This window comes from Gemmatimonadota bacterium (assembly GCA_016719105.1).
Classification (GTDB): Bacteria; Gemmatimonadota; Gemmatimonadetes; order Gemmatimonadales; family Gemmatimonadaceae; genus SCN-70-22.
On the sequence record JADKAQ010000030.1, the window covers coordinates 51622 to 72700 of the forward strand.

The 21079-nt window shown below is 68.7% G+C and carries 22 protein-coding genes; 16 read left to right on the forward strand and 6 right to left on the reverse strand.

What is annotated here, in order from left to right; translation table 11 throughout:
* Positions 1–82 precede the first annotated feature (82 nt).
* Both IPN47_22625 and odhB read right to left on the reverse strand, forming a co-directional pair.
* Positions 83–517 carry a hypothetical protein gene (locus IPN47_22625; protein ID MBK9410791.1) on the reverse strand — a complete coding sequence of 145 codons (435 nt, stop codon included), beginning with the start codon at positions 515–517 and terminating at the stop codon, positions 83–85.
* A 252-nt stretch (positions 518–769) separates the two neighbouring features.
* Positions 770–2125, reverse strand: a complete 1356-nt coding sequence (gene odhB, locus IPN47_22630) for a 2-oxoglutarate dehydrogenase complex dihydrolipoyllysine-residue succinyltransferase (protein ID MBK9410792.1) — start codon at positions 2123–2125, stop codon at positions 770–772.
* A gap of 126 nt (positions 2126–2251) precedes the next feature.
* Between odhB and IPN47_22635 the strand changes: the two genes are divergently transcribed.
* Together IPN47_22635 and IPN47_22640 are read left to right on the forward strand one after the other, a co-directional pair.
* A complete protein-coding gene (locus IPN47_22635) occupies positions 2252–3286 on the forward strand; it encodes a zinc-binding dehydrogenase (GenBank protein ID MBK9410793.1) in 1035 nt (344 codons plus the stop codon).
* Positions 3287–3305: 19 nt separating this feature from the next.
* On the forward strand, positions 3306–3584 hold the full coding sequence (locus tag IPN47_22640) for a hypothetical protein (protein MBK9410794.1): 279 nt from the start codon (positions 3306–3308) through the stop codon (positions 3582–3584).
* 40 nt (positions 3585–3624) lie between these two features.
* Here the strand turns inward: IPN47_22640 and IPN47_22645 are convergent, their stop codons facing one another.
* Entirely contained in the window at positions 3625–4167 is a 543-nt protein-coding gene (locus IPN47_22645; protein MBK9410795.1) for a DUF4112 domain-containing protein, read from the reverse strand.
* Positions 4168–4335: 168 nt separating this feature from the next.
* Here IPN47_22645 and IPN47_22650 point away from each other — a divergent pair, with 168 nt between their 5' ends.
* Positions 4336–5073, forward strand: coding sequence for an ankyrin repeat domain-containing protein (locus tag IPN47_22650; GenBank protein MBK9410796.1), 738 nt, complete (start codon positions 4336–4338; stop codon positions 5071–5073).
* On the opposite strand, the gene IPN47_22655 is transcribed toward IPN47_22650, so the two are convergent.
* On the reverse strand, positions 5051–5233 hold the full coding sequence (locus IPN47_22655; GenBank protein ID MBK9410797.1) for a hypothetical protein: 183 nt from the start codon (positions 5231–5233) through the stop codon (positions 5051–5053). The genes IPN47_22650 and IPN47_22655 overlap by 23 nt on opposite strands.
* A 529-nt stretch (positions 5234–5762) precedes the next feature.
* Between IPN47_22655 and IPN47_22660 the strand changes: the two genes are divergently transcribed.
* The 3 genes from IPN47_22660 to IPN47_22670 all read left to right on the forward strand — a co-directional run bounded on the left by IPN47_22660 (position 5763) and on the right by IPN47_22670 (position 11279).
* The gene (locus IPN47_22660; protein MBK9410798.1) at positions 5763–7340 is read left to right on the forward strand and encodes an amidohydrolase family protein; all 1578 of its coding nucleotides are present in this window, start codon (positions 5763–5765) and stop codon (positions 7338–7340) included.
* 107 nt (positions 7341–7447) lie between these two features.
* Complete coding sequence (locus IPN47_22665; GenBank protein MBK9410799.1) at positions 7448–9061, forward strand: D-aminoacylase; 1614 nt, start codon at positions 7448–7450, stop codon at positions 9059–9061.
* 151 nt (positions 9062–9212) lie between these two features.
* Positions 9213–11279 carry a S9 family peptidase gene (locus IPN47_22670; GenBank protein MBK9410800.1) on the forward strand — a complete coding sequence of 689 codons (2067 nt, stop codon included), beginning with the start codon at positions 9213–9215 and terminating at the stop codon, positions 11277–11279.
* Positions 11280–11365: 86 nt separating this feature from the next.
* Here IPN47_22670 and IPN47_22675 read toward each other — a convergent pair whose 3' ends face one another.
* Both IPN47_22675 and IPN47_22680 read right to left on the reverse strand, forming a co-directional pair.
* Complete coding sequence (locus IPN47_22675; protein MBK9410801.1) at positions 11366–12196, reverse strand: anti-sigma factor; 831 nt, start codon at positions 12194–12196, stop codon at positions 11366–11368.
* On the reverse strand, positions 12193–12795 hold the full coding sequence (locus IPN47_22680; protein ID MBK9410802.1) for a sigma-70 family RNA polymerase sigma factor: 603 nt from the start codon (positions 12793–12795) through the stop codon (positions 12193–12195). The genes IPN47_22675 and IPN47_22680 overlap by 4 nt, the downstream gene beginning before the upstream one ends.
* Before the next feature lie 232 nt (positions 12796–13027).
* Here IPN47_22680 and IPN47_22685 point away from each other — a divergent pair, with 232 nt between their 5' ends.
* The 10 genes from IPN47_22685 to IPN47_22730 all read left to right on the forward strand — a co-directional run bounded on the left by IPN47_22685 (position 13028) and on the right by IPN47_22730 (position 20974).
* Positions 13028–13633 carry a HupE/UreJ family protein gene (locus IPN47_22685; protein ID MBK9410803.1) on the forward strand — a complete coding sequence of 202 codons (606 nt, stop codon included), beginning with the start codon at positions 13028–13030 and terminating at the stop codon, positions 13631–13633.
* A gap of 119 nt (positions 13634–13752) precedes the next feature.
* A complete protein-coding gene (locus IPN47_22690) occupies positions 13753–14145 on the forward strand; it encodes a hypothetical protein (GenBank protein ID MBK9410804.1) in 393 nt (130 codons plus the stop codon).
* A gap of 205 nt (positions 14146–14350) precedes the next feature.
* Positions 14351–15106 (forward strand): DUF4331 family protein, encoded by a 756-nt coding sequence (locus IPN47_22695; protein MBK9410805.1) that lies wholly within the window; start codon positions 14351–14353, stop codon positions 15104–15106.
* 45 nt (positions 15107–15151) lie between these two features.
* Positions 15152–15745, forward strand: coding sequence for a DUF4331 family protein (locus IPN47_22700; protein MBK9410806.1), 594 nt, complete (start codon positions 15152–15154; stop codon positions 15743–15745).
* Between the two features lie 71 nt (positions 15746–15816).
* A complete protein-coding gene (locus tag IPN47_22705; protein ID MBK9410807.1) occupies positions 15817–17121 on the forward strand; it encodes a tetratricopeptide repeat protein in 1305 nt (434 codons plus the stop codon).
* A 110-nt stretch (positions 17122–17231) separates the two neighbouring features.
* A complete protein-coding gene (locus IPN47_22710; protein ID MBK9410808.1) occupies positions 17232–17672 on the forward strand; it encodes a hypothetical protein in 441 nt (146 codons plus the stop codon).
* Positions 17669–18865 carry a S8 family serine peptidase gene (locus tag IPN47_22715; protein MBK9410809.1) on the forward strand — a complete coding sequence of 399 codons (1197 nt, stop codon included), beginning with the start codon at positions 17669–17671 and terminating at the stop codon, positions 18863–18865. Before IPN47_22710 ends, IPN47_22715 begins: the two co-directional genes overlap by 4 nt.
* A gap of 126 nt (positions 18866–18991) precedes the next feature.
* Entirely contained in the window at positions 18992–19597 is a 606-nt protein-coding gene (locus IPN47_22720; protein ID MBK9410810.1) for a sigma-70 family RNA polymerase sigma factor, read from the forward strand.
* A gap of 119 nt (positions 19598–19716) precedes the next feature.
* Positions 19717–19956 carry a hypothetical protein gene (locus IPN47_22725; GenBank protein MBK9410811.1) on the forward strand — a complete coding sequence of 80 codons (240 nt, stop codon included), beginning with the start codon at positions 19717–19719 and terminating at the stop codon, positions 19954–19956.
* 88 nt (positions 19957–20044) lie between these two features.
* The gene (locus IPN47_22730) at positions 20045–20974 is read left to right on the forward strand and encodes an alpha/beta fold hydrolase (GenBank protein ID MBK9410812.1); all 930 of its coding nucleotides are present in this window, start codon (positions 20045–20047) and stop codon (positions 20972–20974) included.
* Positions 20975–21079 lie beyond the last annotated feature (105 nt).

A 21079-nucleotide genomic window follows, 5' to 3' on the forward strand; every position in this document is an offset into this window, starting at 1 on the left:
AAATTAAGCGGGTGTGGCCGCTCATCGCGACCACACCCGCCCCCGCACCGCGGTCCCCTGCGGTGCCCCAATCCGTCGTGTGTTACGCCGCTCGCGTGGAGCTGTCGGCGCGTGTGGCCGAGAATCGTCCACTGCGCAACGTGTTCCGCCAATTCTGGACGCGCGTGTAGAACGTCCCCTCGATGCTCTCACCCTGGCGCGTTCCCTCGAAGACCGTCATGACGTCGGCGTTCTCACGCGGACAGTAGTACGGACCCACGAGCGCCACGAAGACAGCGTTGGCGGCCTCGAGCAGCTTCATCCCAGTCGGAGCGACGTCCCTGGTGGCGAAAAAGAGGAAGCGCCCGGCCACGGCGGCATCGCTGGAGTGATCGCGAAGGAGGGTGAACGGCACCTTCTCTCCGGTTCCATCGATGACCATCTCACCACGCCAGTTCCCGGCGAGCGCGCCGATGGCCGCGGCCACACGCGGGTCGTGGCGAGAAGGCGGAAGCGGGGTGAAAGCGTAGTTGGTCATTGGGCGGGTCCTCTGATCGTCGTACGGGAGCGGCGGCGGCGGAGTTTCGCATCCGCGCATTTCTCACTCGCTGCTCCTTTTGATGCCCCGACGAGAGAAATGGTTTACGTGCCCCGCGGAGGTGAAGCGGGCGCGCAGGCCAGGTGACTGCCACGGGTGAACGTGCAAAGCGGGGGCAGCCGCCAGATTCGGCGCCGCCCCCGCTGCGTGTTCAAGTGATTGTTCGTCGACTCGCCCGTCCGGCTGCTGAGACTACTCCACCACCATCAAGGCGGGATCCTCCATCAACTCCTTCACCTTGACCAGGAAGAGCACCGCCTGCTGACCGTCGATGATCCGGTGATCGTACGAGAGCGCGACGTACATCATCGGGCGCACGACGATCTCGCCGTTCACCACCATCGGGCGATCCTGCGTCTTGTGCAGGCCGAGGATGCCGACCTGTGGGAAGTTGATGATGGGCGTGGAGATGAGCGAGCCGAAGACGCCGCCGTTGGTGATCGTGAACGTCCCGCCCGTGAGATCATCCATCGTCAGCTTGCCGTCGCGCGCCTTCTTCGCGACCGCGGTGATGGCGCGCGCGATGTCGAGCAGGCTCAGCGAATCGGCATCCTTGAGGTTGGGGACGACGAGCCCGGCATCGGAGGCAACGGCGATCCCCATGTTCACATAGTGGTGATACTGGATGTGATCGCCATCGACCTTGGCGTTCACCACCGGGAACTGCTTGAGCGCCATGCACGCCGCCTTCACGAAGAAGGGCATCATCGACAGGCGGACGCCGTGCTCTTTCTCGACCTTTTCCTTGATCCGCGCGCGCAGCGACTCGACCGCGGTGAGATCGATCTCGTTGAACGTGGTGAGGTGCGCCGTGGCGTGCTGCGCCTCCAGCAGGTGCTCGGCGATGCGACGTCGGCGCGTGGTCATCTTCTCGCGCGATTCGCGCGGGCCACCGACGGCAGGGCGGGCCGGTGTCGACGCCTTGGCCGGCGCCGGCGCTGCGGCGGCCGACGGTGCGGGAGTCGGCGGGGCAGGCACTGCGACCGGCGCCGCGACTGGAGCCGCGGCCGGAGCCGAGACGGCCGGCATCGCCGACGTCGACGCTGCGGCCAAGTGTTCGACGACGTCCGGCTTGCTCACGACGCCACCGCGGCCGGTGCCGGCGACCTGGGAGAGGTCGACGCCCTGTTCGGCCGCCAGACGGCGGGCGGCGGGCGAGCTCTTCTCTGCCGACGACGTCGCGATCGGGGCGACCACCGCGGGCGCAGCGGCCGCGACTGGCGCCGCAGCGGCCGGTGCCGGCGCGGGGGCCACAGCGGGGGCCACCGCGAGGGGGGCGGGCGCGGGTTCGCTCGCGCTCGCGGCGCCGGCGGCGGCATCGTCGATGTCGCCCAGGACGTCGTTCACCGCCACCACATCGCCCTCGGCCTTGGCGCGGCGAACCAGAACACCTGCTTTCAGCGCCGGAACCTCGACCGTTACCTTGTCCGTCTCCAGTTCGACCAGCGTGTCGCCCGCGTTCACACGGTCCCCTTCCTTCTTGAGCCATCGGGAAATCGTGGCTTCGACGATGGACTCACCGAGCACGGGGACTTTGATCGAGAGCATTGCCTGATTTCCGGACTGGGACGAGGTGACACGCCCGCGGCTGGCCACGACGGCGAGATGCCGCAGTAAGGGTGCCGGAATCTATTCCAGTGCTTTCGCCCCGACCACTCAACCCTACGGGACCACGTGCGCGCTCTGACCATATCGGCACATGGCGGACTGGAACAACTCCAGCTCCGCGACGACCTCCCCACCCCCGAGATCGCGGCGTCTTCCGACGTGCGGGTTCGCATGAAGGCGGCGGCGCTCAATCGGCTCGACCTGTGGATGCTCGGTGGGCTCCCCCACATCAAGATCGCGCCGCCCTGGATCGTGGGCTCCGACGGGGCGGGGGTCGTCGAGGCGGTCGGCGACGCCGTGACGTCGGTGAAGGTGGGGGACCACGTGGTGCTCAACCCCGGGAAGAGCTGCCGGCAGTGTGAGTACTGCACCAGCGGAGACTCCCCGTTGTGCCTCAAGTACGGGATCATGGGCGAGCACTACTCGGGGACCATCTGCGAGCAGCTCGTCGTCCCCGAATGGAACGTCGTCCCGATCCCCGCGCACATCCCGATGACCGAGGCGGCGGCCTTTCCGCTGGCGTCGCTCACGGCGTGGCGGATGATGGTGAGCAAGGCGCGCGTGCGCGCGGGCGAGCACGTCCTCATCTGGGGGATCGGCGGCGGCGTTGCCTTGCAGGCGCTGCAGATCGCCAAGGCGCTCGGCGCGCACACCTGGGTGACCTCGGGAAGCGACGACAAGCTGGCACGTGCCAAGGCGTTAGGCGCCGACGAGGTGATCAACCACGCACAGGTCGACGTGGGCAAGGAGGTCCGCAACCGCACGTCCAAGCGCGGCGTGGACGTCGTGATCGACAGCGTGGGGGAAAAGACCTGGGGGCAGTCGCTCTTCGCGTTAGGCAAGCGCGGACGCCTGGTCACCTGCGGCGGGACGTCAGGGCCGATGCTGCAGATGGACGTGCGGCGCCTCTTCTGGAACCAGTGGACCATCATGGGCTCGACCATGGGGAACGAAGAGGAGTTTGCGGCGGCGGCGGGCGAGTTTGCGCGGGGGCAGTTGCACGCGATCGTCGACTCCGTCCACGACATCACGCACGGCGCAGATGCATACGCGCGCCTGATGTCGGGCGAGCAGTTCGGGAAGGTCGTGGTCTCCCTCTAGTGGTAGCGACCTTGGCCGCGTGGCAGGGACCCCGACGTACACCACCCGCCCTACCACTGGGAGGGGGGCGTTCGTGAGCGAGGGGGCGAAGTACTCCACCGAGGAAGAGGCGGCGGTGCGGGCGGCGGTCGCTGCCGGGGAGGGGGCGACCTGTCCCCGTTGCGCGGTGCGGATGACACGCCGCTCCATCGGGGGTGGGTCGTTCGGGCTGGGGTATGCGCGGCGGCGCGAGTGGTTCCTCTGCCCCTCGTGCCACCGGTCGGTGATCTTCGATCTCAAGCGCGGGACGCGGAACTAGGAGCCATCTCACCAGCGGTCGACGGCTCCCGGTCGTCGCGCTACGGCGCCCCGCCCAGCGCACCCCGCAGCAGTCGCCACGTGAGCATGGCGCCCCCCACCACCACTGTCGCCACGACCACGACGGCCGCGCCGCCCAGCAGGACAACCAGCCGCGTGTCCGCTCGCGCGGTAGCCGGCGCCCCGAGCGCCTCTCGCTCCAGGAGCGCAAGGTTTCGCACGTTGGCCTTCCACGCCATGTCGAACAGGTCGCCGAGCAGCGGAACGGAGCCTAACGCGGCATCGAGCACGAGGTTGGCCGTGATGCGCACGAGCACGCCGCGCGGGACGCCGCGTCGAGCCGCCTCCATGAGGATCGCCGCGCCGAGCAGCGCCCCAGCCGCGTCGCCCACCCCGGGAATGAGCCCCAGGATCGGGTCGAGTCCGATGCGAAAGCGCGTCCCGGGAATCCCGATCCCCTCGTCCAGCCAGTAGGCGAGGCGACGAAGGTGTTGCAGCCGGTTCGACGGCAGGGGAACGCGCGTTGGCGTCGCACTCTTCATGGAGAAACGGGTGACGGGCGTGGCGCCGCTGGTGTCGGTCATGCAACGATAAGCCGTGGGTGACGCCGTGGGCACGTGCGCGAAGGTGCTCATACCCCGCACATCGTGGTCGGTTGTCTTGCCTCGCTCCCTGGTCACAGATTCGTTTTGCGGATCGGCGCGCGAGCGCTCTCCTCTCGTCGCTCCCGCCTCACCGCCAGGCCGATACCGATGCCGACCATTCACGCCGACGATCCTCGCGCCATCGCGCTCACGACGGCGATTCGCGCCGGCCAGTTCGAGACGCTGCAACGCCACCTGCGCGAACACCCCGAGCTCGCCGCCGCGTCAATCGTCGATGCGCGCGGTGTGTCGCGGTCGCTGCTGCACGTCGTCGCCGACTGGCCAGGCCACTTTCCCAATGCCGCCCGGTGCGTGGCCGTACTCGTTGCAGCTGGCGCCAACCCGAACGTCCGGCTCGTGCCGGCGCCCCCCGCACCGCCCGGGGAAACACCGCTGCACTGGGCCGCCAGCAGCGACGATGTCGACGTGGTCGACGCCCTGCTGGACGGTGGCGCCGACATCGAGGCGCCTGGCGCACCCTTCACGGGAGGGACGGCCATGTCGAACGCCGTCGTCTTCGCGCAGTGGCGCGCCGCGCGCCGGCTGGTCGACCGCGGCGCCTCCACGACGCTCTGGCAGGCGGCGGCCCTGGGGGTGATCGATCGCGTGCAGCTCGCCCTCCACGGCGCGACGCCGCCGTCGGCCGAGGCCATCACCAACGCACTCTGGCACGCCTGCCGCGGTGGTCAACACGCGGTCGCGGTGCTGTTGGCGGAGCGAGGGGGCGACGTGAACTGGATCGGGCACGACCACAAGTCGCCACTCGACGTGGCGTACGAGAGCGGCAACCGCGAGTTGGTCTCGTGGTTGCAGTCGGCGGGCGCTATTCGCCCGACGGCACGTTAGGGTCGATCAGCCGCAGCCGCGCCCGCGCGGCATCGCGCACCTGCTCGACGGTCTCGTCGGCCCCCGTGCGTCGAATCACCATGCCGAGGTACGCGGCGATCACCTCGGACTGAATCTCCCGCAACTCGCGCTGCGATGCGGTCGCCGCAATCCGCGACAAGAGCTTGCGGCGACTTTCGTGGTCGAGTCGGTTTGAGCCGGGCCCCTTGGGAGGGGTCGCCGCCGGCGACTTCGTCCCGCTCTGGGGCGGTGTCGCCGAGGGGGCGGTGCTCGCCGAGGGGGCGGTGCTCGGCGAGGGGGCGGTGCTCGGCGAGGGGGCGGTGCTCGGCGAAGGGGGGCGCTCGCCGGCCCGTCGGGCAACGCCTGCGCGGTGTGCGAGTCGGAGTCGCTCACCCTGTCCCCCCGTTCGGTGGTCGTGCCATCACGAGACTCCTCGCGCCATGCACATGTCAGGTCGCGATTGACTGTTCATGAATCCGCGTTCCACCTACTTCGAGCGTAAGGTGGTGGGTGTGCGATAGGAACGGGAGTCCTACTGAAGCCTTTTTTATGACTCGAGTCCGATCAGAGGATTCGCCCGTCCGCTGCCGTTGGTGCTGGCCGGACCGGCGTCTCGTGCCGTACCGTCAGCCGCATCGATCCCCGCCGGTTTCTCTCGCCTCCCCTCTCCCCCTCATTCTTCCCCGTCCATGACGCTGTTCGTGACGCGGTTCGTGAAGTCGTCGGTCCTGATCGGTGTGTGTGCCTCTCTGGGCTTGCTGGCCTGCTCGGCGGCAAAGGCCGGCGATCAGGCGGAGGGTGGGGGTGGGGCGTCGGGGCGCGAGAGCGCTGACATCCTGGTGACCGGCGGAACGGTCATCACGATGGACCCTACCCGGCGCGTCATCGAGGATGGCGCCGTGGCGATCCGCGGCGATCGCATCGTCGCTGTCGGCAGCTCGAGCGAACTCGCGGCGAGGTTCGCCCCCACCGAGACCATCGATGCCAGGCGCAAGATCGTGATGCCTGGCCTCATCGATGGACACGGGCACGCCGGACACGGTCTCGTGAAGAGCCTGGGGATGGACACCGAGGAGTGGTATCCGGCGACCGAGAAGATCTACGCGCACGGATCCACCGTCGACTTCTGGCGGGCGGAGGCCCTGCTGACGGGGGTCGAGCGCGTGCGGTTCGGCGTGACGACGGCACTCTCGCTCTTCGGTGGCGGCGACATGGTGATGCGGACCGACGACGTGCGATACGGCGACGCCTATCTCAAGGCCACGCAGGAGGTGGGGCTCCGCTACTTCCTCGCGGTGGGGCCGCGGCGTCCGCCGTTTCCCAAGCGCTTCACCGAATGGCAGGGCGATTCGGCAATCGAACGCGACGTGTCGTTCGAGCGGCAGCTCGAGGTGTCGGAGGCGCTCATCAAGAAGTGGCACGGCGCGGGCGATGGGCGCATCAACCTCGCCGTCACCTTCGCCACGCATCATCAGGATGAGACGCCGGTCTCTGGCGCCGCACTCGCGGAGCTCAAGGCCCAGGCGCGTGCCACGCGTGAGCTCTCCAGGCGCTACAAGCTCGTCTTCACGCAGGACGGCCACACCACCGGGACGGTGAAGTTCGCGCACGAGCAGCTGGGGATCCTCGGCCCCGACGCGATCCTGTCGCACGCGACCGAGTTCACCGACGAGGAGATCGGGATCCTCGTGAAGACGGGGACGAAGATCGTGCACAACCCCAGCGCGAACGCGGCCATCCGTCGCCGGTTCCAGCTGGTCGAGCTGCTCGACGCGGGCGTGACGGTGATGCTGGGTTCCGACGGCGTGGCGCCCGACCGCAGCTTCGACATGTTCCGCCACATGTTCCAGGCGATGCACTATCATCGCTTCCACTTCCGGGACACGAACGTCCTCCCGGCGGGAAAGGTGCTGGAGATGGTGACGATCGACGCAGCGCGCGCGCTGGGGATGGAGCGGGAGATCGGCTCACTGGAGGCGGGGAAGAAGGCCGACCTGATCCTCATCGACTGGTTCAGGCCGCACATGATGCCGATGAACATGCCGCTCTATCGCGTGGCCTACTTCGCGAACGGCAACGACGTCTCGACCGTATTGGTGAACGGGCGCGTGGTGATGCGCGACCGGACGGTGCTGACGGTGAACGAAGCCGAGGTGCTGACGCTCGCCCAGCGTGAGGCGGATGCGGCCATGGCGCGCACCGGGTTGCAATCGCTGACGGCGACGCCCGAGGGGTTCTGGGGGAGGAGTCGTTTCCCGGCGCGCTGATGCCGGCTCGCAGGGCAAGGGCGGCACTCTGGCAGGGTCGAGTGCAGGCCACACACGGGGACGGATGACGGACCACCGACAGGGGGACTGCGTTGCGACGACGGTTGATGCCTAACGCGATTGGGGCACTCTTGCTCGGCGGCGTCTTCGGCGTTGCGCTGTGCCCCGCGATCGATGTGCGAGGAAGCACCGTGCTGGCGCAGGGCGCGACCTACGACGTGATCATCACGGGCGGGCGCGTCGTCGACGGAAGCGGGGCGCCGTGGTTCACCGCCGACGTCGGAATCGTCGGCGGTCGCATCGTGCGCGTCGGCGCGCTTGCAGGGGCAGCGGCGACGCGCCGAGTGGATGCCACCGGCCTGGTGGTCGCGCCGGGCTTCATCGACCCGCACGCGCATGCGCGGGAGCGACTCTTCGACCTGCCGACCGCCGAGGGGTACCTGCTGCAGGGGATCACCACCGTGGTGGACGGGAATGACGGCAGCTCGCCGCTCCCGGTGGCTCCCTACCTCGCGCGGGCCGCGGCGGCGCACTTCGCGCCGAACGTGGCGCTCTTCGTGGGGCATGGCACGGTGCGTGACCAGGTGATGGGCTCGGCCAATCGCAAGGCGACGCCGGCCGAACTCGACTCGATGAAGGCGCTCGTGGCGACGGCCATGCGCGAGGGGGCGTTAGGGTTGTCGACCGGGCTCGCCTATGTCCCGGGCACCTTTGCCCCCACCGACGAAGTCGTCGCCCTTTCGGCGGTCGCGCGCGCCCATGGCGGGATCTACACCTCGCACATGCGCGATGAGGGGGGCGGGGTGATCGCGTCGGTGCAGGAGACGATTCGCATTGGCGAGGCGGCGCGCATCGCCGTGCACATCAGCCACCACAAGGTCGGCGGGCGGCGCCAGTTCGGACAGAGCGTGCAGACGCTCGCACTCATCCAGTCGGCGCGCGCGCGCGGCGTGGACGTGACCTTCGACGTGTACCCGTACACCGCGTCGCATACGGGGCTGAGCCTGATCTTTCCGCGCTGGGCGATGGCCGACGACGGGCTCAATGCGCGTTTGACGGACCCGAAGGTGCGCGACGAGGTGAAGCGCGGGATGCTCGACTTCATCGACGAACGATTCGGCGACGATCCGGCGCGTATCCAGCTCGCGCGTTGCTCGTTCGATCCGTCGCTGGGCGGCAAGACGATCGCCGACCTGCTCACCGCGGCGGGGCGTCCGCTGACGCAGTCGGCGACGGCCGACATGGTGATCGACTTGCAGCTCAAGGGCGGCTGCAGCGCGATCTTCCACGCGTACGACGAACCCGACGTCGAGCGCCTGATGCAGTCGCCCTTTGGGATGATCGGCTCCGACGGCAGCCTAACCCGGCTGGGCGACGGGGCCCCGCATCCGCGCGCCTTCGGCACGTATCCGCGGGTGCTGGGACGCTACGTCCGCGAGCGACACGTGCTGTCGCTGGAGGACGCGGTGCGCAAGATGACGTCGTTCCCGGCGGCACGACTCGGGCTGCAGGATCGTGGGCTCGTGCGCGAGGGGATGGCCGCCGACCTCACGATCTTCGACGCGGCGGCGATCATCGATCGCTCGACCTTCACGTCGCCGCACCACTATTCGCAAGGCGTGCGCTACGTCCTGGTGAATGGGGCGCTCGTCATCGATCGCGGAACGCACACCGGCGCCCGCCCCGGCCAGGTCCTCAAGGGCCCCGGGGCGCGACCATGAACATCGCGAGGCGATGCTTGGGATGACCGAACTCCCGCACGCCGTCTCATTGCTTCACACCGGCCAGGGCGCGAGCCACGTGCCCCCACACTGCAGCAGCGAAATCTCCCGCCTCCCCTCTTCCGTCTCCCGCCCCCAAGGAATGGTGCCCATGCCCAGACTCCACTCGCTGCGGATCCTCTCCGCCACCTTGCTCGCGCTATCGTTCGCCTTGCCGCTGACGGCGCAGGAGAAGCCGTCGGACTCGCTCCTCACCGTCAATCACTATCTCGACTTCGAGACGGTCTCGGGGGCACAGGTCTCGCCAGATGGCGGGCGCATCATCTACACGCGCCGCTTCGTCGACAAGCAGAAGGACTCGTTCGAGTCATCGCTCTGGATCATGAACGCCGACGGGAGCGAGAACCGGTTCCTGGTGCGCGGGGGCAGTCCAGTCTGGTCGCCCGACGGGACGCGCATCGCCTACCTCGCCGAAGGGGCGCCGGGTGGGGCGCAAGTGTACGTGCGCTGGATGAACGCCGAGGGGGCCACGTCGCAGGTCACGCGCGCGACGTACGCGCCGGCCGACATCCAGTGGTCGCCCGACGGCAAGTCGATCGGCTTCGCGATGTACCAGCCCAAGCCCGACTCGTGGGCCATCGACCTGCCGGCACCGCCGCCAGGCGCAACGTGGACGGCACCGCCGCGCTACGTGAACAAGGTGCACTATCGCGCCGACCGGCAGGGCTTTCTGGAGCCAGGCTTCGTGCACCTGTACATCGTCCCCGCCGACGGGGGGACGCCGCGCCAGCTCACCAAGGGCGAGTGGAATGCGGGGTCGCGATTCGACGGGCAGCCCGGATCGGTGGGATGGGACTTCACGCCCGATGGCAAGTCGATCGTCTTCGACGGCTTGATGGAGGAGACGAGCGACAAGAACTACCGCGACAGCGATCTCAACGTCGTCGACATCGCCACGGGGGTGATGCGCAAGCTCACCGCGCAGCGCGGATCCTGGTCGTCGCCCGCGGTCTCGCCCGATGGGAAGTGGATCGCCTTCGCGGGCCACGCGTCGACCCGGGATTCCTACAAGACCGCGGAGCTGTTCGTCATGGCCGCTGACGGCTCGGGGATGAAGAAGATCTCCGGGAACCTCGACCGCGACGTGGGCGACCTCACGTGGGCGCGCGACAACAGCGGCGTCTACTTCACGGCCAGCGATCGCGGGACCAACCAGCTCTTCTTTGCCAGCGCGGCCGGCGTCGTACGCCCCATCACCGCCGGGCAGCACATGTTCTCCCTCGGCTCCATCGCGTCGAACGGGACGGTGGTCGGGACGCGCTCCACCGCGCAGGAGCCGGCCGATGTGGTCCGCTTCCCGCTCACCAACCCGTCACAGCTCACGCGCCTGACGAGCGTGAATGCCGACATCCTCGCCAACAAGAAGCTGGGCGCGATCGAGGAGTTGTGGATCACGTCGAGCGGCGGAACCAAGGTGCAGGGGTGGCTCATCAAGCCGCCGAACTTCGACCCGTCCAAGAAGTGGCCGCTGCTCATGGAGATTCACGGCGGGCCGCACGGGATGTACAACGTCGGCTTCAGCTACATGTACCAGAACTTCGCCGCCAACGGTTACGTGGTGCTCTATACCAACCCGCGCGGCTCGACGGGGTACGGCTCCGCGTTCGGCAATGCGATCATGAAGAAGTACCCCGGCGTCGACTACGATGACCTGATGGCCTCGGTCGACACGGTCGTGGGGCGTGGATACGTCGACCAGTCGCGCATGTACGTCGGCGGTTGTTCGGGCGGTGGTGTGTTGTCCAGCTGGATCATCGGCCACACCAACCGGTTTGCGGGGGCCGCGGTGCGCTGTCCGGTGATGAACTGGATCTCCTTTGCCGGCACCGCCGACGTTCCCTACTTCACGCAGGCCTGGTTCGAGAAGCCGTACTGGGAAGACCCCAAGCCGTGGCTCGAGCAGTCGCCGCTGATGTACGTGGGCAACGTGACGACGCCGACGGTGATCATGACCGGTGAACTCGACCTGCGCACGCCGATGGCGCAGTCAGAGGAGTTCTACATGGCGCTCAAGCAGCGTGGCGTCCCGAGCGCGTTGCTGCGCTTCCAGGGCGAGTTCCACGGAACGGGATCCAAGCCGTCCAACTTCATGCGAACGCAGCTCTACATGATGTCGTGGTACCAGCAGCACAAGCGCGAGAAGGCAGCGATGAACTAGGGGCGCCAAGCTGTCGCGGGGCTGATGCGCGTTCCTCGAGGGGGACGCGCATCGGTCGACCGCGACGTCTCGTGTGGCCGGTGCGACTACAGCGCCGACACGCGGCCGCCGATGAACGGCGTCGAGGTGGGCTGAGGTGAGCCCCCGGCCGGCTCCTCCGTCACGAGGACGTCGGTCACCCCGTCGAGTCCCGCGGGGAGCGTGAAGTTCTCGAAGAGCGCGTGCCCGTCAGGGTCGGAATTGAAGACCGAGACGCCGACGGGTTTGCCCCCGACGATGAACCAGACCTGGTAGGCGCGTCCGGCGGCGGCGGGCTTGAGGCGGAAGGCATGCCCCATGGCGAGCTGCTGCTTCCGGTTCCAGAACAGCTGCAACCCGGGGCCGGCCAGCGAGTCGGCACTCTTGAGGTGCACGACGACGAGGTCGCGCTCCCCTTCGAGGATGACGTCGAGTTGACGGTCGCGCTTTGTGGCCTCGGCAAGCGCCGAGGCGACCGCGCGATCGCGCTCGGAGAGATCGGCGCGCAGGCGTGAGACCTCGCGCGAGAGTTGCACGGCAAAGACGACGGAGGCGGCGAGCCCCATGGAGACGGCGACCAGCGGCCACCGGGACGGCCGCTGGAACGGTTGCTGTGAGGGCTGAGACGACGGCCCGGCCGAGCGCGGCGCGACGGGGAGTGTCGCTGCCTTGTCCTCCTGGATGCTCGACAGGAAGCGCGCACGCACGTCCGGTGATGGCTGCATGCTGTGCTGCTGCGCCAGCTGGACCGTGACGTCACCGTAGGCGGCGATCTCGGCGGCCAACTCGGGCATCGACGGCAGCGCGGCCTCGACGGCCGCCCGCTCGTCAGGCGACGCGGCGCCAAGCGCATACGCGGCCGCGAGGTCGAGCAGTTCTTCGCGCGTGTAGTCGCTCACGACCGTGCGTCCTCCCGAAAGGCCCGAAGTCCTTCTCGCAGCTTCATCATCGCGAGGCGGGCACGTGTCTTGACGGTGCCGAGCGGCTCGGAGAGTCGCTCGGCGATTTCGGACTGCGACAATCCAGCGAAGTAGGCGAGTTCGATGACAATGCGTTGGTTGTCGGGGAGTGCCTGCACCGCGTGCTTGACCGCCTGACGCTGCTCTGCTTCCTCGACGTCGAAGCCAGGGTGGCCAGCCTGTTCGGGCGCGGCGAGCAATTCCGCCGGGACCTCCTCGACGTTGGCCGCCGTGCGTTTGGCGAGGCGACCTGCCCTGCGCAGGTGGTCCAACGCGCGTGTGCGAGTGATCGTGAGGAGCCAGCTCACCGGTGAGCCGCGCGTACCATCGAAACGCGCCGCGTCTCGCCACGCCTGCATGAACGCCTCGAGGACGACCCCCTCGGCGTCGGCGCGCTCGCGCAACAGGCGAAATGCGAGTGCCATCGCCGTCGGTGCGTGCCGATCGTAGAACGCGGCGGCCGCCCCTTCGTCGCCGTGCGCCATCGCGGACACGAGCTCCGCATCGCTCCGCGCCACGCGCGGGGCCCCGTCAGGCATTGGGTACGATGGTTGAGTGGAGGCGCATGACGCTCGCATCGACACCCCGTGGGCGATGCGACCGGCAACATACACCCCCGGCGCTTGCAGCGACAAGACGACCCTCCGGGTTGTCCCGTCCTACGCTGGCAACGCGCCCGTCGGATCTGCGCGCCCGCGCCGAGAGATCCGATTCCGTGCGTCGTGTCGTACTCCCGGCATCCCCTCGCGTTCACGGAGCGATCTGGAGACGATGTCAGACTTCCTCGCGTTTGTCGACGTCGGCTTTCGCCACATCGTGGCGCTCGATGCCGCCGATCACGTGCTCTTCCTCCTCGCGCTCGCGGCGATCTACCGCGGTCGCGATTGGCGCGCGCTGCTCTGGGTCGTTACCGCCTTCACCGTCGGCCACTCGCTGACGCTCCTGCTGGCGGTCACGACGCAGCTCGTGCTTCCGAGGGAGATCGTGGAGTTCCTCATCCCCGTGACGATCGTGCTCACGGGAATGGAGAACCTGCTCGCGCGCCAACGCGCGGAATCGGGACGCACCTCGGGGCATCGCTCCGTGCTCGCCGGCATCTTCGGCCTGGTGCACGGCGCCGGCTTCGCGGACTACCTGCGGAGCCTGTTTGTCGATGAGCTGGCGCTCCCGCTCCTCGGGTTCAACGTCGGGATTGAATGCGGGCAGCTGGTCGTGCTCGCGGTCGCGTTCGGTTGCTTCTGGGTAGGCGACCGCCTGCTCGCCGTCGCGCCGCATCGCGTGGTGCGCGGGGCGCCGTTCCAGGCGCGGCTCGTCGGGGTGTCGGCGGTCGTGACCGCGGTCGCCGTGGTGTGGGCCTGGGAACGATGGCCGGGTTGAGGGGGGGGCGCTGGACGCGCGTTGGGCACGTCGCCCGAGTCGCGGCGGCGGGAAGTGCCGTCCTGCTGTCCGTCGGTAGCGCCGTCGCGGGCGCGCACCCGATTCACACGACGCTCACCGTGCTGTCGCACGATGTGGCGCGTGGGACGATCGACGTGAGCATTCGCGCGTTCGCCGACGACTTCTCCGCGGCGGTGGCGCGCGCTGCCGGGAAGCCGGCGCCTCGCGACTCGACGGTGACGGCGGACGACGTCACGCGCTACGTGCAGGCGCGCCTGACCATCGATGGCGTACGCCTCGAGCCGTGCGGCGTGCAGCGCACCGCCGATGCCTACCTCCTGTGCTTTCGTGCCCGCGTGCCGTCAGGCGTCACCACCCTTCGCGCCCGCAACCTCCTGCTCACGGAGGTGCACCGTGACCAGGTGAACATCGTGCAGGTGCAGGGTGCCTCGGCGCGCCGCACGCACGTCTTCACCGCGAGCAGCAAGCCGATGGTGCTGGGCGCCCGTTAGGCGGTGCGCGGGTGAACACGGCGCATTGACGCGACGTGCACGCGACACAGATCCAGTGGCACGCCGCCCGACGTACTCCTCGCGACACGCGCGACGGCAGCCGAACCCCTGCACAGGCAGGGCGAGGGTTGTCACCCATGGCGCGACGTCCGGGAAGGGGAGACGCCCGCCGATCGCTCCCACAACGCTTCAATGAGGAGGCGCAATGCACACGTGGACATTCCGGCGCGACTGGATCGTGCCAGGCATCACAGCGGCGGTCGTCGTGGCCGGACTGACCGTTGCGGGGGTCGTGAAGGCCTCCGATCACCAGGATACACCGACGGTCGAGCTCAGTCCTCGCTACGACGTCAACGACGTGTATGCCTTCCCGTCGCCGGTCGCCGGACGAACGGTGCTCGCCCTGAGCACGGCCTCCCCGCTCACGCCGGCCCGCACGCCGAGCGCGACGTTCGGCACGCGCGACAAGGAGCTATACCAGCTCAAGATCGACAACAACGGCGATGCCGTGGAAGACCTCGTCTTCCAGGTCACCTTCACCGGCCCCGAACGCAACCAGATGGTGCGGCTCAAGGGACCGATGAAGCCCAACGAGACGGGAACCGCGAACACGATGTTGCGGGGCGAATCCACGCTCTACGGCCGGACGAACACCGTCCTCGGATCGCCGAACGGGGTGCAGCTGTTCGCGGGGCCGCGTGACGATCCCTTCTTCCTCGACCTCGAGTACTTCTTCCGCATCGTCCCCGATCGCAAGCCGGTGGGAGGGCCGCTCGCCGCCCTGCCGAGCACGCCGAGCGCCTCGTCGTTCCGGGCCGTTGGGCAGGCGAAGGACTACCTCCGCGGCTTCAACGACATGGCGATCGTGATCGAGCTTCCCACCAGCATGCTCGTCGCCGACCCGAAGAACCCCGGCAAGTTCGGCGTGTGGGGGACCACCAGCCGTCCCCGTGGGCAGTAACACGCAAACGCGACCCTCTTCCTACATCCCAAGGAGCACGCTCACATGAACTGGATTCTTCGAGGCCGCACCGGACTGGGTGCCCTCCTGCTCGCCGTGACTATCGTCGGCTGCAACGATGGCGACTCGACCGCGCTGCTGGCGCCCGACGCCAACGAGGCGGCGGTGGAGTCGAACAACGTGACCTACGACCAGGTCGAGTTTCTCGGCAACCCGCTGGTCTCCGAGGTGACGATCGTCAAGGCCAACCACGATGGCTACAACGAGACGATGCCGTACACGTCGGGCGTCTATCGCCCGCAGACCGAAGCCTTCATCAAGAGCTTCGGACGCTCGCAGGGGCTCGCCAGCACGCTCGGGAGCGTCCTCTATCCCGACATGCTCATCGTCGATCCGTCCAAGAGCCCGTCGACATCCGGGTGGCTGAGCTGGGCGCTGGCCGGCGGCTGGGGTGGGCGCAACCTGTCGGACGACGTCGTCGACCTCGGACTCTCGGCGATCTTCAGCAGCTTCCTCGACCCTAACGACGCCCTCTGCGCGCCCTTCACGTTGCCCCTCTGCACCGACAACGTGGGCGTCAACGACAAGGCGTTCCTGGGGAGCTTCCCGTACCTCGCCGCGCCGCACACCGGGCGGTAGTCCCACGGTCGCCCCCGTCGCGCGCCGGACGACCCGGCGCGCGGCGGGCGCCAACCCTAACGAGAATGCACATGCGTGCCCCCCGTCCTGCCATTGTCTGGTTTGTCGCCGCGTCGCTCGTCGCCACCGGGGCCGCGGCGTGGTATCTGGGTGGTGCCTCGTCCCGCACCGCCTCGCGAACGGTGGGCCCGGCGACGTCGGCGGGTGGTGCGGGGCGACTGGATGCGGTGCGATCGGAAGCCGCCGTGCTCGACGCCGACCTGGCGTTCTACGAAACGCGACTGGCGAACGACCCCGAGAGTGCCGGCGACCATGCGATGGTCGCACAGCTGTACATGACACGGGCGCGCGCGACGGCCTCCTTCCAGGACTTCGAGCGGGCGGAAGGGCTCGCGCGCCGCTCGTTGGCGCTGCGATCGGCGCGCAACGCGCACACCTACGGACTGCTCGCATCGGCGTTGCTGGCGCGGCACGCCTTCGGCGAGGCGCGGGAGGCAGCGCAACGCGCGGTGGAGCTCAGTCCGGGCGACGCCGCTGCGCTGGCACAGCTGGCCGAGATCGAGCTGGAGATGGGCGACTACGACTCGGCCAACACACACTTTGCCGGCGTGTGGGTCGGTCGCGACCAGTTCACCGTCGCCGCGCGCGTCGCGCGGTGGCACGAGATCATGGGGCGCACGGCGGAGGCGCGTGCACTCCTGCAACGAGCGGTGCGCGCGGTGGAGCGACGCGACGATCTCCCACGGGAACAGGTCGCCTGGTTTCACTTGCGCCTGGGGGAGCTCGACCTGCGGTCGGGGCGCTACGCGGCCGCCGACTCGTCGCTCCGGCGAGGGCTCGAGATCTTTCCGGATGACTACCGTATCCTGGGGGCACTCGCGCGCGCAGCGCTTGCCCGAGGTGAGCACGCCGAGGCCGTCTCGTTCGGCGAACGCGCGACGGCGATCGTGCTCGATCCCGCGACGCTCGGGACGATCAGCGAAGCGTACGGCGCGATGGGCGACAGCGCGCAGGCGACGGCGTTTGCGGAGGCGATGGCGACGGCGGCGTTGCAGCAGCCGGGGCCGATCCATCGCGCGTGGGGGCTCTTCCTGCTCGACCACGGGACGGCGCGCGATGCGCGAATGGTGCTCGCCAGGGCGCGCGACGAGCTGCGCGAGCGCCGCGATGTGTATGGTCTGGACCTGCTGGCGTGGGCGCTGCACCGCACGGGCGACCACACCGCGGCCGCCGCGGCGATGCGCCAGGCGCTCACGCAACAGACCGAGGATCCGCAGCTGCTCGCGCATGCGGCGGCGATCGAGCGAGCGATCGGACATCCCGTTGCGGTCGAGGGGGAGGGCGCGCGGCCCACGAAAATGCCGTCACCCCGCTGATCCACGCGGGGCAGTCCGGTGTGACGGTGGGTGGCGCGCCCCTTGCCCGCTCGCGGGGGGAGCGATAGCTCCTCTCCCGAGGGCAGTCGACCACTTCTCACCGCTCGCGCATGGCGACCCAGGCTGACGTTCGTCGCATCGCACTTGCACTCCCGGGAGCCGTCGAGGCGACCGGGCGATTCGCCTTCGAAGTGCCGTACAAGGGGAAGATGCGAGGCTTCGCCTGGGTCTGGCTGGAACGACTCGCACCCAAGAAGGCCCGCGTCCCCAACGCGACGGTGCTGGCGGTGCGTGTCGCCTCGTTAGGGCAGAAGGAGACGATCCTCGCCTCCGACCCCGTGCGCTTCTTCACCGAGCCGCACTACAACGGCTATCCAGCGGTGCTCGTGCGTCTCGACGCCGTCACCGTGCGCGACCTGCGCATCCTCATCACAGAGGGGTGGCGGTGCTTGGCGCCGGCAGAGGCGAAGACAGGGAAGTCAGCGAAGACGGAGAAGCCGGCGAAGTCGGCGAAGTCGGCGAAGCCGGCCCGGAAGCGCGTGCCCCGATGACGAAGGCGCTCGCGCTGCTGACGCTCGCCGCGCTCTTGCTCCACGCCCGCGCCGTCGCGCAGTCGCAGGCGACCCCGCGCGACATCTGGCCCGACCGCGACGTCACCATTGCCCCAGCGCCGGGGGGCGTGCGGGTGCGCGTCGGTATCTGGGACAGTGGCGTCGATACGACACTCTTCGCCGACCGGCTGGCGCGCGACGACGCCGGGCGCGCGCTCATCCGAGGCTATGATGCCTTCAAGCGGCGCCTGGATACGCCGATGGAAGTCCTCCCCGCTGCACTGCTCGTCAGGCGCGATGAGCTGAACGAGATGACGCAGGGGTACGACGACCTCGACACCGGCGTCGACAGCCCCAAGGCGCGCGCGGTGCAGCAACGTGAGAAGACCCTCCCGCCAGCGGAGCGTGCACTCCTCGAAGATGCGTTCGATCGTTGGGCCGGCTACATCCACGGCACGTCGGTCGCCGATGCCGCGCTCGCCGGGCATGCGCGGGCCGACCTCGTCATCGCCCGCATGGAGTGGTGGCACGGCAATCCTCCGGTCCCGTGCTGGTCGCGCGAGTTCGCACATCGCGAAGCCGAGTCGCTGCGTGACCTGTTGGACTATCTCGTGGAGAGCGGGGCACGCGTGGTCAACATGTCGTGGGGGCGCCATGAGCAGAGCTACCTGCGCAACCTCGAGCAGTGCGCCCCCGCGCTCCCCATCGAGGAACGTCGTGCCATCGCCCGCTACACCGTCGACACGCTGCGCGCGGTCCTGCGCGCCGGAATGCAGCGCGCACCGCAGACGCTCTTCGTCGGCGCGGCGGGAAACGAAGGGACCACGATGGCGCAGTCGAACCCCGCCACGCGTTTCGCGCTGCCGAACTTCCTCATCGTGGGCGCCGTCAATCGGGACGGCGAGGTCGCGCGCTTTACCAACACCGGGGCGGAGGTGACGCTGTTCGCGAACGGGTGGCGCGTCCCGGGGAGACTGCCGGGCGGCGCACCGGCGTTTGGAACCGGGACCTCGATGGCAGCGCCCGTCGTGACGAATGCCGCGGCCAAGGTGCTCGCCGAGAACCCGCGACTCACCGGCGCCGAGCTGCGCCGACTGCTCGAGCAGACCGCCGACACCAATGCGACGGGCCAGCGGTTGCTGCACACGAAGCGTGCGGTGGAGGCGGCGCGCGGGATGCGCGGGGGGCGCTGACGTCGAACTCGCGGATGGCGGCACGTCGCGCGTGGCCGGGATCGGAACGACATGACGGATCCACGGCGGGCACTGACGGTGCGGTACATTGCAGTGCGCGCAGTCGCCTCCCCGAATCCCGACGGCATGGACACGAGCATCGCGGCGCTCATTCGTGACGCCGAGGCTGGCGACCGAACCGCTGCCGACCGACTCTTTACGGCCTTGTATGACGACCTGCACCGGCTCGCGGAGCGTCAGCTCGTACGCAACGGGAATCAGTTGACGCTGGGCACGACGACCTTGTTGCACGAGGCGTACATCAACATCGCCGACCGGTCGGGTGCGTCGTTTCCGGATCGAGCGCATTTCCTGGCGTATGCGGCCCGGGCCATGCGTGGACTCATCATTGACTATGGGCGCCAGCGGCGCGCGCAGAAGCGCGGCGGCGAGTTTCACATCACGTCGATCGACGACGCCGTGCCGATGGTGGCGGCCGACGCGAACGGGACGGTGCAGCTCGAGGCGCTCGGCGAGGCCCTGGAGGGGCTATCCCGGCTCGATCCACCCCTCGCCGAACTCGTGGACCTTCACTTCTTCTGCGGATTCGGGTTTGGCGAGATCGCCGCGATGCGCGGCGTGTCCGAGCGCACGGTGCAGCGCGACTGGCGAAAGGCGCGCCTGCTACTGCATCGCGTCATGCGCGACGACGAGGGAAACACCGGTTCGGCTCAGGAGATGGACGGTCGCTAGGCACACCCGCTCGCCCCACCGAACCGCTTCCAGTCGGTGTCGGGTTTCTGCGCGGGTTTCCGATTACATGGGTACGCGACCACCAGCCCCGGACGCGCGACCCGAGATCGGAGCCCGAGATGTTCACGCTCAAGCGTCACGTCTGGAACGTCCTCCAACCGTTGCTGAATCGCGCGCTCGACCTCGAGCCGGCGGAGCGCCTCGCCTGGTTGGCCGACATGCGCGCCGACTGCCCGACCATTGTGCGAGAGTTGGAGTTGCTGCTGCGTCCTGAGCTGGACGAAGCCGGCAGATGTTCTGTCGCCCAGTTGCGCGACGTCGTCCCTGGCTCGCCCCAGTCCCTCGGCCTTCGCGGCTAGGCGGCGAGCCACATGTGTCGCCTTTCCGTCGCCGTTTCCGATCTCCCAAGCACGGGAGTTTCGATTCAATGCGGACGACGGAGGCAGCATGTCGGGCATGGCCCTGGTGGCGAGCGCGGTCTTGAGTGTGACGGTGCTGTATCTCGTGTTGGCAGTCGTGGTGGCCCACCGGTTCACGACGCCGAAGCGGGTGCTGTCGCCGGAGCATGTTGGGGCGTTGTATGAGCGCGTGCAGTTCTGCGCCCGCGACGAAGCATTGCAGCTCGCCGCATCGTATCGGCGCACGACGGGCGCGACGGGGGCGGTGATCCTCGTCCATGGACGCGACGCGTCGCGTGGCGATGAACTCCGAGGGACGACGGTCTCGCTGGTGCTGGAACTGGCCGCACGGGGCTTGAGTGTCGTGATGCTCGATCTGCGCGGGCATGGCGAAAGCGAAGCGGCACGTCTGACCTTCGGCCGTCGTGAGCGTCGCGACGTGCTGGGCGCCGTCGACTTCCTGTTGGCGCGCGGATACCAGCCACGATCCATCGGCATCCTGGGAGCATCGATGGGTGGCGTGAGTGCCATTGCGGCGGCCGCCGAGGAACCAGCCATCGGCGCCCTGGTCACCGACAGTGCGTTCGCCAGGCTCGATGATGTCTTGCACGCGCAGTTCGCGCGGCTCACCCGCCTCCCGACGTGCGTGCTGTCCGGCGCGTTGCTCGCGGCGCGCGTCCTCACCGGTGAGTCGCTGCTGCATCACTCGCCGGCCGTCAACATGTTGCAGCTGCGCGGCCGGCCGACGCTAGTGATTCACGCGGAACGCGATCCCTTCGTGCCGGTTCATCATGCGCACGCCTTGGCGCAGGCGGGAGAGAGCGCGGTGTGGATTACCCCGGGCAACCGACATCTCGCGTCGTTTGGTGTGGCCGGTCGTGAGTACGAGGCACTGGTCGGCGCATTCTTCGCCCGGCACTTGGCGGCCGTCGCTCCCGAGGTGATTCTGGGGGAGACCGTGATGGCCGACGTGGCATAGGTCGCCGAGCGGACCACCTCCTCAACAACGGAATCATGTCAGCGTTGTCCGAATCACTGTACGCGCGACTGAGTCCGCTGCTCGATCAGGCGCTCGACCTCTCCC